This window comes from Acinetobacter sp. YH12219 (genome assembly GCF_013417875.1).
Taxonomy (GTDB): Bacteria; Pseudomonadota; Gammaproteobacteria; order Pseudomonadales; family Moraxellaceae; genus Acinetobacter; species Acinetobacter amyesii.
In genome coordinates this window covers 37,953-51,410 of record NZ_VPDC01000009.1, presented here as the reverse complement: position 1 = coordinate 51,410, position 13,458 = coordinate 37,953, and the positions used below count along the sequence as shown (strand labels likewise).

At 40.9% G+C, this 13,458-nt stretch carries 8 protein-coding genes and 8 tRNA genes; 4 read left to right on the top strand and 12 right to left on the bottom strand.

Translation table 11 applies throughout. From position 1 onward, the window contains the following. Positions 1-38: 38 nt before the first annotated feature. The 3 genes from gltS to FTV04_RS06995 all read right to left on the bottom strand — a co-directional run bounded on the left by gltS (position 39) and on the right by FTV04_RS06995 (position 5,011). The gene (gltS, locus tag FTV04_RS07005) at positions 39-1,280 is read right to left on the bottom strand and encodes a sodium/glutamate symporter (protein WP_168379287.1); all 1,242 of its coding nucleotides are present in this window, start codon (positions 1,278-1,280) and stop codon (positions 39-41) included. Positions 1,281-1,894: 614 nt separating this feature from the next. Further along, positions 1,895-3,166 (bottom strand): DcaP family trimeric outer membrane transporter, encoded by a 1,272-nt coding sequence (locus tag FTV04_RS07000; RefSeq protein ID WP_180064924.1) that lies wholly within the window; start codon positions 3,164-3,166, stop codon positions 1,895-1,897. Between the two features lie 642 nt (positions 3,167-3,808). Further along, on the bottom strand, positions 3,809-5,011 hold the full coding sequence (locus FTV04_RS06995; RefSeq protein ID WP_180089120.1) for a multidrug effflux MFS transporter: 1,203 nt from the start codon (positions 5,009-5,011) through the stop codon (positions 3,809-3,811). Positions 5,012-5,146: 135 nt separating this feature from the next. Between FTV04_RS06995 and yccS the strand changes: the two genes are divergently transcribed. The 4 genes from yccS to FTV04_RS06975 all read left to right on the top strand — a co-directional run bounded on the left by yccS (position 5,147) and on the right by FTV04_RS06975 (position 11,727). Further along, complete coding sequence (yccS, locus tag FTV04_RS06990) at positions 5,147-7,315, top strand: YccS family putative transporter (protein ID WP_180089119.1); 2,169 nt, start codon at positions 5,147-5,149, stop codon at positions 7,313-7,315. A gap of 85 nt (positions 7,316-7,400) precedes the next feature. Continuing rightward, positions 7,401-7,961, top strand: a complete 561-nt coding sequence (locus FTV04_RS06985) for a YcxB family protein (RefSeq protein WP_078191438.1) — start codon at positions 7,401-7,403, stop codon at positions 7,959-7,961. A gap of 188 nt (positions 7,962-8,149) precedes the next feature. Next, positions 8,150-10,852, top strand: coding sequence for a sulfite reductase flavoprotein subunit alpha (locus tag FTV04_RS06980; RefSeq protein ID WP_180089118.1), 2,703 nt, complete (start codon positions 8,150-8,152; stop codon positions 10,850-10,852). Positions 10,853-10,956: 104 nt separating this feature from the next. Next, complete coding sequence (locus tag FTV04_RS06975) at positions 10,957-11,727, top strand: YdcF family protein (RefSeq protein WP_180089117.1); 771 nt, start codon at positions 10,957-10,959, stop codon at positions 11,725-11,727. A 55-nt stretch (positions 11,728-11,782) separates the two neighbouring features. Here FTV04_RS06975 and FTV04_RS06970 read toward each other — a convergent pair whose 3' ends face one another. The 9 genes from FTV04_RS06970 to FTV04_RS06930 form a co-directional block, all read right to left on the bottom strand. Beyond that, a complete protein-coding gene (locus tag FTV04_RS06970; RefSeq protein ID WP_078191441.1) occupies positions 11,783-12,244 on the bottom strand; it encodes a DUF2750 domain-containing protein in 462 nt (153 codons plus the stop codon). A 97-nt stretch (positions 12,245-12,341) separates the two neighbouring features. Beyond that, positions 12,342-12,417: transfer RNA gene (locus tag FTV04_RS06965), tRNA-Val, on the bottom strand. A 99-nt stretch (positions 12,418-12,516) separates the two neighbouring features. Then, positions 12,517-12,593, bottom strand: a tRNA-Asp gene (locus FTV04_RS06960). Positions 12,594-12,636: 43 nt separating this feature from the next. Then, positions 12,637-12,712: transfer RNA gene (locus tag FTV04_RS06955), tRNA-Val, on the bottom strand. 31 nt (positions 12,713-12,743) lie between these two features. Beyond that, positions 12,744-12,820 (bottom strand) — tRNA-Asp (locus tag FTV04_RS06950). A gap of 13 nt (positions 12,821-12,833) precedes the next feature. After that, positions 12,834-12,909, bottom strand: a tRNA-Val gene (locus tag FTV04_RS06945). Positions 12,910-12,930: 21 nt separating this feature from the next. Next, positions 12,931-13,007 (bottom strand) — tRNA-Asp (locus tag FTV04_RS06940). Between the two features lie 47 nt (positions 13,008-13,054). Continuing rightward, positions 13,055-13,131: transfer RNA gene (locus tag FTV04_RS06935), tRNA-Asp, on the bottom strand. A 29-nt stretch (positions 13,132-13,160) separates the two neighbouring features. Continuing rightward, positions 13,161-13,236 (bottom strand) — tRNA-Val (locus tag FTV04_RS06930). Positions 13,237-13,458: the final 222 nt, after the last annotated feature.

Here is a 13,458-nt window from a genome sequence, read left to right as displayed (position 1 = left end):
TACAAAAACAAAGGCTCTAAATTAGAGCCTTTGTAGAATTAAGCGAAAAATTTGAGAATTAATTGAATAACCGTCGCATTAATTAAGTCAACAAAGAATGCACCACATAGCGGCACAATTAAGAATGCCTTATGTGAAGGGCCATACATATTTGTAATCGCTTGCATATTTGCCACAGCCGTCGGGGTTGCACCCATACCAAAACCACAGTGACCTGCTGATAAAACAGCAGCATCGTAGTTTTTACCCATGACACGGAAAGTAACAAAAGCAGCATACAAAGCCATCGTCAGCGTTTGTGCACCCAAAATGACTACAAGTGGGCCAGCGAGATCAGACAATTGCCATAACTTTAATGACAACAATGCCATCGCCAAATACAAAGATAGAGATGCATTACCAAATACATCGATAGCGCGGTCGAAAATTTGTACACGGAAAATACCTTCCAGTACATTTCGTAAAATTACACCACCAGCCAGTGCCCAAACAAATGTCGGTAATTCAAATACAGTACCTTTACTAAAATCGGTCATGAAGTCCGCAAATGCTAAACACCCTGCAAATAAACCTAATGTGGTAATCGCATTATCTGCTGTAATGAGACGAACTCGATGCGGATATTCAAACGGCACATATTCTGTTGAATTAATATCTGCTAAAGGAGTGTTATCACTTTTTTCAATTTGTTCATGAGTACGTGGCGTTGCAAGTTGATAGCGGTTAATTAATAGCTTAGCCAGTGGACCACCGATAATGCCGCCAATAATCAAACCAAATGTCGCACTTGCCATACCTAAGGCTAATGCACCTTGAATGCCATGTTGAACTTCTAAAATTTCACCCCATGCGCCTGCAGTACCATGACCACCAGTAAGGGTAATAGAACCTGCAATCAAGCCAATCAGAGGGTCAATACCTAGCACCGTCGCAAGACTGATACCTACGAGGTTCTGCACCATGATGAATGAAGCAACAGCGACTATAAAGATGACCAAGCCGATTCCTCCCTCTTTTAATTTGGCAAAGTTTGCACTTAAGCCAATAGAAGCGAAGAAAATCAGCATGAAACTCGTTTGTAATTCACTACTCGTTGTAATGCTATAGCCCCAAAGACTGTGCACCACCAAAGAAATAATTGCGGCAACTAAACCACCGGCAACAGGCTCTGGAATGTTGTATCGACCTAAAAATCCAATACGATTAACAAGAAATCGTCCCAACAAAAGCACAATTACCGCTGCGATTAAGGTATAAAACGCGTTAAAACTAAATTCCATATAATTTGTCCAAAATTATTTGAATATTTTTAAAGCTCTTCTATCAGCATTAGCTGCCTTTATGGTCTGAAATACAACTACATTTTGTAATTTCAAATCAATAATGCAATTCAACGACTCAAGCTAAAGAGTTTGAAAAATATTCATCATCTGATTCAAATAAGTAAGTCTGAGCTTTAAAAATTAACTCAAAATGACTAACAAATCGCTAAAAGTTTTAAATTGAGAAACAGCCTCAAATGAAGCAAATTCAATGACAGAACATTGTGCATGTCTGTACTGTTTCGCACTATTTCTGAAAAGTCGCACATTATGCAGCCTGAACAATAAAATTTCAGTATTTTTTATTACAAAAAGTTAATTTTCCTATAATTTAAAGTTATATCTAATTGTTTTTATTTAAATACATTCGCATTTTTAATCTATATAAAATATTAAAGATTTAAGCGTAATCCATATACTGTACGTGGTTCAACGACATCATGACTAGGCTATTCGGTGACTTTAATTGCTCAGACATATTTGTTCATCTGCTTTGTTACATTCCCTGTTTAAACAAAAAAAGCCTGAACTGAGTCAGGCTTTTTTTGTGCGATTAGAATCGGTCGTTGAGCTTAGAAGCTATATTTAGCCATTAAACCAACGCGGTCATCGTTATAAGATTCACCCGCAAAGTTTTTGCGTTTACCGTTTACATATTCCAAGCCAAGTTCAACTGGTTTTACAGGTGCATAAATAAAGTTAATCCAAGCTTGCTGTGCTTCTTCATTCGCATTTGAGTTAGATGCATCTTTCGCATACGCGCTGCCATCATCCGCAAATAGCGCGCCATAAGCTAAAGTTGAACGTAGTTTTTCATTAAACTTATAGGTTGCACCCACTTGTACAGCAGTGAATTTATTTTGCTCGATGTTGCCATCGACTACAGAGTAAGCCGAGTTAGAACCATATAAATAGTTACTATTACCTTCTGTATAAGAAACATCACCATTCAATTTCAATTGATCAGTGACTGCATAAGATGCACCCGCTGCTACACCCCAAGCTGTTTCTGTGTCATCTGCTGCCTTAGATTTGTAGTTTTCAACCAATGCACGAGCTGACGCGTTACCTTTACCTGCCGCAAAACCTTGAGTCAATTTTGCAGTTAAATTTGGAATGCGGTAAGTCGGATCTGTAGCAACAGTCCCTTTACTATCCCCTTCTTCTGCAGAAACGAATAATTGAGTATCTGGAGCTAACTTGTAGTTGTAACGAACTTGAGGAGTACGTGTAGTACCACCACCGACGTTTGTATTAAAGTCAATCATTTCTGGCGCATGACTAGACAAGAAGTTTGATGTCGTTTGACCAAATAACCAGTTGTTAAAGGTTAAATAACCATGACGTAGACGAATAGTTTCGCCACTTCCATTGAAATCGACCTCGATTTTACCGCCCACTTTATCATCACCACCGACCGGTGCTGTAAAATCTAAACCAAAACGTGTGGTTTTTGCTGTCGCACGTAATTTATCTTTTGTATTTCCATCTGTAGACGCAATTTTGTTGAAGTCATCATCAGCACCTTCAATGATGTAGTTTGCATCACCACGAACAAAACCATAAAGACTTACATCTGCACCAGTTTTAGATTTCAAGCTTGCAGCTGGAGAAGCTGGTGGCGGTGGTGGTGCAACAGGACGCGCTTTAACTTGCTGAATCTCTGTTTGTTGCTGTTGTTGAACTTGCTGCTGCGCTTTAATCAAACTTTTTAGTTCTGCGACTTCAGCACGTAATTGTTCAATTTCAGAAGTATTGCTGCCTGCATGAGCCATTGAGACCGTTGCCAAACTCATTGCAACAACAAGGGTTTTCATTGGGTGGAATACAGTTTGAGTTTTCATCCTAAGCTCTCTATTGTCCTGTCATTGTTGTATACCCTAAATCCGGGTGCTTTGTTATTCAGCTATTTGAGCGGACAAATTTCATGCTGCCTATCCGTGCTTTAGTCGCATTAGAACCTTAACTTGTAGCCCCCAATAACGAAATACTTGAAAGCAAAAAGCAAAAACGCTGAATCCATTACTGAAAATAGACTGAAATATTTAGTTAAAATTCGGACTTAGCCGATTCAGATGGCAAAAAATCTCAATATTCATACCTTAAAGGTAAAAATCCATACCCTGTAGGTATGAAATAAAAACTATAAAATCCGACATATTACCGATAGAGACATTCACAATGTATTTATCCAGCATAATGTAATGTATTTAATGCAAATAATACTTATTTAACAATTATTCTATTTCATTAGATTAGGACAACAATGATGCGTAGTTTCATTAATTATTTTCAAGTGGATGATTGCTTAGATATAAGTTTCTAGAAAATAGAAACTGACCTCACAATGGGAAAATAGCGCCCTCTTCTAAAGTTATGGATGAGGAACATTTATAATGAATGACACACATATTTCATCAAAAATATATGGACATTGATGACTGACGTTTAAGTCAAACCAGCTATAGTCATCACCTGCATTTAGTTCAACCCATGGCTGAAGCTTTTAAACTACGCATGGTGAACATTGCAACAACCACAAATAGCAACATAATCAGGGCCATATTGATCAGCGCTGACCATACTAAAAAGTTCAAAAACACTCCGGCCAATAGACCACACGCAAATTGCATACTTCCCATGATTGCACTGGCTGTGCCAGCTCGTGAGCCTTGTTCAGACATCGCCAATGCCATGGCATTTGGCCCAGTGAAGCCGATTGAAGCAACACATAAGAACATGCCAAACATTACAACAAAGATAGAGGAAAGATGAAATAATCCTGCCGCCAATAAGATCAGCACACCACACAATTGAAGTGCATTACCCAATTGCAAACGATGGCGAACATCCAGTCGATTTGCAAGTTTCTTATTGAGGGTTGAAAACACCATAATCCCTAAAGCATTCGCCCCAAATACATAAGCAAATTGCTGTTGGCTCAGACCATAACCATCCATCAAAATGGCAGATGAGCCACTGATATAACAAAATAAAATCGCGCCAGAGAAACAGCCTGTGAGCATCGGTTTACGGAAAGTTTCGTCCTGTAAAATTGCACCATATAAACCTAAGACTTGTTTCAAACTTAATTTTAAGCGTCGCTCAACAGGCAGGGTTTCTTGAAAGAAAAAATGTACGCAGAAAAGACAAAAAATACCGACAAGTACCAATACCGCAAATATGTATTGCCATTCAAACACCTGCAAAACCCATGCGCCTAAAGTAGGTGCAATGATTGGTGCAATTGTTGTCACGATCATCATACTGGCAAAGGCTTGAGCAGAAGCTTGCATACTTAAGCGATCACGAATTGCCGCACGGGCAATCACCACACCGACACAACCACCCAAGGCTTGCAGAACGCGAGCTGCGATCAAGCTCCATTCACTATTGGCAAAGACACACAGAAAACTGGCACAAATATATAAAACCAAACCGAAATATAGCGGTGTTTTACGCCCAATACGGTCGCTGACTGGCCCATAAATTAACTGCCCAATCGCCAAACCCAAGAAATACGCAGGAAGACTATTGGCCACTTGTTGTGTCGTGACACCAAAATCGTCAGCCATTTGAGGCAAAGCAGGCAAATACATATCGATTGAAAGTGGCCCCAAAGCAGTCAGTAACGCCAATAAGACGATCCAGCGTTGAGAAAATTCCTTTTGTGATTCGACGCTTTTCATAAGAATAATTCATTTATCGCAAGCAAGTTTTGCAGACAAGTTTACACTGCACATAGTATTATTTCTTGGCTTCAATGTGAAAATTCACACGATACACATTGCTTACTGCCCCATCGCTTTAGCAAAGGAAAAATTTTGAACGCCTGGCTCGCACGACTGAAACAAGCAACCTATAACACGACCTTTATGTATAACTTGCGCATGGTCATTGCCTTCGCAGGAACAGCCTTTGTCCCATATTTTTTAGATCAGCAATTGATGACCATTCCCCTCACCTTGGGTGTGGTTGCCGCTGGTCTAAGTGATATCGATGACCGCTTTTCAGTCCGCGTGCTCAATCAAATTTATACTTATATTGGGTTCTTTGTTACTGCGGTATCCATTTATCTGTTGTTCCCGCATCCGATCTTATTTGCATTGGGCCTGATTGTGTCTTGTATCGGTTGGATTCTTTTGGGTTCATTGGGTCGTCGCTACGCCACCATTTCTTATGGCTGTTTGGTGATCTCCGTGTATTCCATGCTTGGGGTTGAACTTTTTGAAAATTGGTATACACAAGCAGGTTTATTGGTCATCGGTGCGATGTGGTACGGACTGCTTTCGACTTTGAGCTTTCTGCTGTTTCCTGTGCGTCAAGTTCAGGACAAATTGGCCCAAAGCTATTCGTCTCTAGGTGACTTCTTATTTGCAAAATCTAACTTGTTTGATGTCGATATGACACCGGAAAGTTACCAGCAAAGTTTGATTGAGCTGTCGCTCGAAAATGGCAAATTAATTGGCATTTTCAACGATATGAAAACGGCCTTATTAACGCGTTTAAAAGGCGACCGTGGACAAAAAGATACACGTCGTAGCCTACAATATTATTTTGTCGCGCAAGACATTCATGAACGTGCCGATTCCGCGCATATTGATTATCAAAAATTGACCCGTATTTTTGAACATAGTGATATTTTATTTCGCTTTCAACGTGTGCTTTCGATTCAAGGCAAAGCCTGTAAAGATTTAAGTATCAGCATCTTACAGCGAAAACCCTATCATCATAATCAACGTTTTAAGCATGCATTTCATAATCTAAAACTGTCACTCGAAAAGCTGCGTGAAGAGCAAAAATACGATGAGGTCTGGATCAACTCTTTATTTGCTTTATACCAAAACCTAAAAGGCATCGATGCGCAATTACGTAATGTCGAAACCGAGCGTTATATTGACCGACAAGCCCTGATTGAAAATCGTTTAAAAGATGATGATTTAAAAGGTTGGGACGACATCGTCATTCGATTCAAACAACATTTGAGCCCTGAATCGGTGCTGTTCCGTCATGCTGTGCGTTTATCGACCGTGTTATTTATTGGTTATATTTTTGTCCAAGTGACCAATATCAGTTATGGCTATTGGATTTTATTGACTGCCCTGTTTGTCAGCCAGCCGAACTTTAACGCCACCAAGCGCCGCCTCTATTTACGTATCATTGGCACCTTGGTCGGGATTATTTTAGGTTATGCAATTTTATACTTTGTCCCTTCTGTCGAAGGTCAGTTATTGCTACTCATTTTAAGTGGCGTATTGTTTTTTGAACTACGTAGTAAGCAATATGCACAAGCCACTGCGTTTATTACCATTTTGGCGCTGATTAACTTTAACTTAGATGGAATGGGTTTTGCCGCAGCAATGCCGCGTATGATTGATACACTGATTGGTTGTGCCTTGGCATGGTTTGGTGTGAGTTTCATTTTCCCAGATTGGAAATTCCGTCGCCTGCCTCGAACCATCAGCCGTTCGATTCAAGCGCAGTGTGATTATTTGGCCGAAGTGGTTGAACAATACAAATCTGGTCGTAATAACGGCTTGAATTATCGTGTTGTACGACGTGCAGCCCATAATACCGATGCAGAAGTAGCATCACTGATTTCCACCTTAGCCACCGAACCCGATACCGATCCGACTCAAAAAGCTTTGGCCTTTGAGTTTTTGTGTCTCAATCACACCTTTATTAGTTATATCGCGGCCTTAGGTGCGCATCGTGAAAAAATTCAAGACCAACAGGTCTTAAATTTACTGGATAAAGCCACGGATGACATTCAAGGTGCATTGCTGCGTGACGAAGTTCCAGACTTATCTGCGCAAAATATGTTGCAAGAAATCCGTCAGCGATTGTCACAAAATAGTGAGGAAGATCAAAAATCCTTAATTGTGTTACAACAGCTATCCTTAATGTTTAACGTGTTGAACCAATTTAGCCAATTGAAACAAAATCTAAGTCATGAGCATGATCAGGCATCGACTGAACTGGCTTCGCTATAATTTGGATGATTTTGGAACAATATACTCACTGAATTGGTATAAATAATGCTAAACTTTTTACAGTTTTAAATCTGTTACTTTCACTATGACCGCAAAAAATTTATATGCCTACACGCTAGAGCCAGTGGCTTATGAAATTTCTGAAGAAGAACAACGTTATGCTCAACTTGTTCTGTCTCGCAGTAACTTCAAAATTGGCAAAAAAGCATGGCTAATTATGGGTGCAATTCTTGCACTGGCACTCTTGGGCCTCATCTTTATTAAGAACTATTCAACAGTATTTTGCTGGGTAGCTATTGTCTGTGTTGTGATTTACTTCCTTGTGCGTAAATTCGGTATCGAGTGGTATGCGAAACGCAAACTGAACGAAGTCCCTGTACAAGAAATTAAAGGCATTCGTATGGGTGTTCAGCCGCATGGGATCTCTATGCAGCAACGTATGGGCGCAAACATGGGTACGATGACTGTCGGTTGGAAAGACATTCATGAATGGTATGACACCAAAGACTTCATCCTTTTAAACTTTAAAGTGAAGGGTCAAGACGGTGCATACATCTTGCCTAAACGTATGGATAGTAAGAAGTTTCCATTTTCAACCATTCGTAAGCACTTAAATGAAACTGTAGGCCCTGCTAAAGCTATTTAAGCCAAACAGACATTTGTGTATAAAAAACCTCCGTTTTTTGGAGGTTTTTTTATCTGTTTAATTTTCAAATGATCATTGATAATTACAATAATGAGAATGAATATTACTTACTTTTTCCACATTCTCTACTACATCATCGTTTATAATTCGTCGCAATTCAGCAACCTTTTATCAATATTAAATCCATCATGTTTAAGAAAACCCTTTTCCAGATTCACTGGTTCTTGGGGATTAGTGCCGGCTTAATACTCTCGCTCATGGGGGTTACAGGTGCCATTTATTCCTATGAACAGCAAATACTTAAAGCAATCAATCAGGACAGCTATGTGGTTCAGGCTCAACAGCAGCCCAAACTAACCCCTGCTGAGCTTTATCAGCACTTTAGTCAGTCTGATCCTGACATGAAAATTAACAGCATCTCTATTGCCTCAGATGCTACCGCCTCAAGTACCGTGAATATTGTCAAAGAAGGTGCTCGTCGTGGCTATAACATGATGGTTAACCCCTATACAGCCGAAGTTTTACCTGAAATCAAAGGTCAAAAATTCTTCCAGTTTGTACAGCAACTACACCGTAATTTAACTGTTGGCCCTGTAGGTAAACAAATTACCGGCGCATGTACACTGATGCTGATTTATTTTGTATTGAGTGGTTTGTATCTGCGTTGGCCAAAAAGACATTCTGTAAAACAATGGCTTGCAGTAAAACCGAAACTCAAAGGACGTAATTTCCTATGGGATTTACATGCAGTCATCGGCACATGGGTGATTGTTTTTTATCTCATTTTGGCATGTACAGGTCTGTACTGGTCTTATGATTGGTGGCGTAATGGCATGTTTAAAGTCATGGGCGTTGAACGTCCACAGCCCCAGTTACAAGAAGGTCCAAAACCGAATGGACAACCTGCTGAACAAGCGGGTGCAAAGCAAGGTGGTGAAAAACAAGCCACTGAGGCAAAACAAACTCATGGCGAACACCAAGCACGTTCTGAAAGAAATCCTGCAACGTCGAGTCCCTCTGAACACGGCGCTCAAGAAAATAAACATGGTGCTGAAGGTCACGGAGAAAAACGTGGTCTAAAACCAGAACAAGTGAATATTGCCCTTACGCAAAGTTGGAATGGCTTTAATCAAAATATTGGTCGTGAATACTCAAGTGTCACTTTTAATATTCCGAAAAAAGCCAATGGTGAATTAGAAATTAACTTTGTGGATGCCGTCCCTCAACATGAGCGTGCGCGCAACAAAGCGACTTATAACTACAAAACGGATGCTCTTACCGATATCGAGTTATACGAAGATAAAAAGCTAAATGAAAAAATCATGACCAGCATGTTGCCTGTACATCGCGGTAGTTTCTTCGGACCGATTTATCAGTTCTTTGTGGTTATTGCATCCCTCATGATGCCGCTGTTCTTTGTCACAGGATGGATGCTCTATCTCAAACGTCGTAAACAGAAAAAACTGACACAGCAAGCCCGTCAAAGCTTAGCACCAGTTACCATCGACCCAAATGCACAGCCTTGGTTAATTTGCTATGCATCACAAACAGGTCAGTCTGAACAATTGGCATGGCGTACAGCAACAAGCTTACAAGAGGCTCGTCAGCCTGTCACAGTGAAAGCTGTTCAGCAACTTTCAGCAGATGACTTAACGCAAGCCGCTCAGGTTTTATTTGTTGCAAGTACCTATGGCACTGGGGAAGCACCTGACCTTGCTTCAAGCTTTGAACGTAAACTGATGGCACAAGGCCTCGATTTGAGTCATGTTCAGTTTGCCGTATTAGCTTTAGGTTCAGAAGAATATCCGGATACTTTCTGTAGCTTTGGTCATGCGATTCATCGTTGGATGCAGAGTAATGCTGCGAAGCCCCTGTTTAACACGATTGAAGTCAATAATGGCGACACCCAAGCCATTCAAGCATGGAATAGCGCTTTAGCCAAAGCGACTAAACTTGAACTTCAGCACATGCAAATTGAAAAAACTTTTGATGCATGGACATTGACCAAACGTGATTTACTCAACCCGAACAGTTTAGGTGCACCTGCATTTAATATTGAGTTAAAACCGCAACATGAAGCCAATTGGCAAGCGGGTGATATTGCAGAGATTCAACCAGGTAATAGTGCTGAACGTATTGCAAACTTCATGCAAAAGTACCAAATACAAAGTCAGCAAGTGGTTGATTCTACTCAGCAACGTATTGAAGATGCATTATGGGATCGTAACCTAAATACGGATGTTGAACCATTTGCCAACCTTGATCATTTGCTTGAACAGCTTCCACCGCTTCCAACTCGTGAATACTCGATTGCCAGTATTCCAAGTCAGCAAGTATTACGCTTAGTGGTGCGTCAGCAATCCAATGCGGATGGTGAGCTCGGCTTAGGCTCAGGGTGGTTAACACAACATGCTGCGATCAATAGCACACTACAACTGCGTATTCGCACCAATGAATCATTCCACCTGATTGCAGATAATCGTCCTGTGATTTGTATTGGTAACGGTACAGGTATTGCTGGTTTACTCAGCCTGTTACATACACGAGTTCGTCAAGACTATACGCAAAACTGGCTGATTTTTGGTGAGCGCCAACGCGCACATGATTTCTTTTATCAAGACGTCATTGAAGCATGGCAAAACACCGGTTTAGTTCAACGCATAGACCTCACCTTCTCTCGTGATCAAACGGAGAAACGCTATGTGCATCATGAGCTACGTGATCAAGCGGCCTTATTAAAATCATGGGTAGAACAAGGTGCCGTGATTTACGTCTGTGGTAGTATCAATGGTATGGCAACGGACGTTGACCACGCATTGATTGATATACTAGGTGAAGATGTTGTTGCTGAACTGCGTCAAGCTGGGCGTTACCGTCGTGATGTTTACTAATAAGATGTTTACTCATAAATAGTCCCAACTAAAAACCAGACCTCGTGTCTGGTTTTTTTCACGCTATACTTAGGCCAAATACGAATACTGCTTTAATTTTTTGCATGAAAAGAATACTACTGCTTTGTGTAGGCTTGCTGCTCTGCGTAGATGCCATTTGGTTACTTACATTAGATAAAATTCATTTAGGCATCCTTTTACCCTTAGTCATTGGGTGTATTTTTATTTTATCCGGACTATTTTCAACCCAAATCCACAATATTTTAGATCAATACCCTAAACTCAAAAGGCTCTGGCGTGCTACATGGTGGTTGTTTTGGCTTTGGCTATTGAGCCTTTTACTGTTTTTTGCGTATTTACACTTCAATAGCCAGCAATCCAAGCCATTTACTTCCGTCCAAGCCATCATCGTTTTGGGTAGTGGTATTGAAAATGGTCAACCCTCTCCGACCTTAAAGGCGCGTCTCGATGCCGCAGCACCGTATGCCTTGCAACAACCCAATACTATTGTGATCATGACCGGTGGTTTAGGCTTTAATGAAAAAATGACCGAATCTTCCGTCATGAAACGCTATTTACTTCAACACTATGACATTTCAGCGGCAGGCATATATGAAGAAAGTAAAAGTACCAGTACAGAACTCAACCTGATCAACAGTAAAATGATTTTAAAACGACATCAGATTTCGCTTGATGCCCCCATTGCGATTGCCAGTAGTGATTTTCATCTCCCACGTGCAAAAGCAATTGCACAAAAGCTAGGCTATACACAGGTGTATACCATTGCAGCGCCTACACCGCTGTACATCCGCTACAACTCTTGGCTACGTGAATATTTTGCCTTTTTGAGCGGTTTTGTACTTAACGAATATTAAAAAAAGCCCTTGTTTAATCAGTAAACAAGGGCTTTTTTATGTTGTAAATAAACCATTAATTTAAACGAATGCTACGTGGCAAAGGAATTTTAAGGTTTTCAAAAATTTCTGGGCGCTGCTGGTAGACTTGATATAAATAATTTTTAATATCTAACAGCATCTTTTCAGGTGCAACCAAAATATTTTGCCCTTCTGGGGTCAAATCTAAAGATACTGTAGTGCTCTCGCTACGTAAAAACGGAATGACTTTTTCGATAAAGTCTTTTAATGAAATTTCCTGAATTTCATAATTGGACCAATTGTCTTTAATTAATAAACGCGCTAAGCCACGATTTTGCCAAATGGCGAAGGAACGTTGACCTGTAGGTGTCGCACAAAGTGCCCAACCATCTTGATATAACGCAATCACGCCACCTTGAGCGACCATATTTTCAATAAATTGCTTATAGGTTTCTTGAGGATTGTAATTTGTAGTTTGAGTTTTAGACGCTGCCTTGCGCTGATATGGATTTCTCATAGATCACATACAATATTAAAATTATTATAGAGCGGATTCTATGTAAATCAGAAAATTTAGGCAAGCTTTTGGAGAAAGAAGTTTCTATAGAAGAATATGGTGGGCGCTGACGGGATCGAACCGCCGACATTCTGCTTGTAAGGCAGACGCTCTACCAACTGAGCTAAGCGCCCTGAGCGAAGAGTAACAAAGCGAAGCTTTGTCTGAGCGCAAGAGAAAAATCGAAGATTTTTTCTAAAGGCATTCTCTTGAACAGAGATTTTTAAGATAAATGGCGCAGCGGACGGGACTCGAACCCGCGACCCCCGGCGTGACAGGCCGGTATTCTAACCAACTGAACTACCGCTGCATCACGTAGTTTCTTTCGAAACACAACCAATATCATAAAGATATGGTGGGCGCTGACGGGATCGAACCGCCGACATTCTGCTTGTAAGGCAGACGCTCTACCAACTGAGCTAAGCGCCCTTAAAGGGTACAACAATTATATTCTTTGAAATGGCGCAGCGGACGGGACTCGAACCCGCGACCCCCGGCGTGACAGGCCGGTATTCTAACCAACTGAACTACCGCTGCATCGCAAAAAATATGGTGGGCGCTGACGGGATCGAACCGCCGACATTCTGCTTGTAAGGCAGACGCTCTACCAACTGAGCTAAGCGCCCTCAAAAGGTCTATCATGTAAATGGCGCAGCGGACGGGACTCGAACCCGCGACCCCCGGCGTGACAGGCCGGTATTCTAACCAACTGAACTACCGCTGCACTTACACAATGTCGCTATTGTGGTTCAAACGAATTAAGATTTAAAGTGGCGCAGCGGACGGGACTCGAACCCGCGACCCCCGGCGTGACAGGCCGGTATTCTAACCAACTGAACTACCGCTGCACTCTAAATATCTTAACGCTGAAAAGGTTTGGTGGGCGCTGACGGGATCGAACCGCCGACATTCTGCTTGTAAGGCAGACGCTCTACCAACTGAGCTAAGCGCCCTTTTCAAAACATGTTCATCGTTTGATGAGGTGCATTATAGAGAATCCTCACGGTCTGTCAAACGCTTTTCTAACTCTTTTCCACTTTTTCTGTTTGAGTGATTAAAAAATAAGTTATATTGCGGAAAAATCAGTATTTTTGAACATTTTTTAGCTATAAACCTGTAAATTTATTACTAAAAATATGACTTATATTCTGCATCATTCACATAAAAACAGTTTT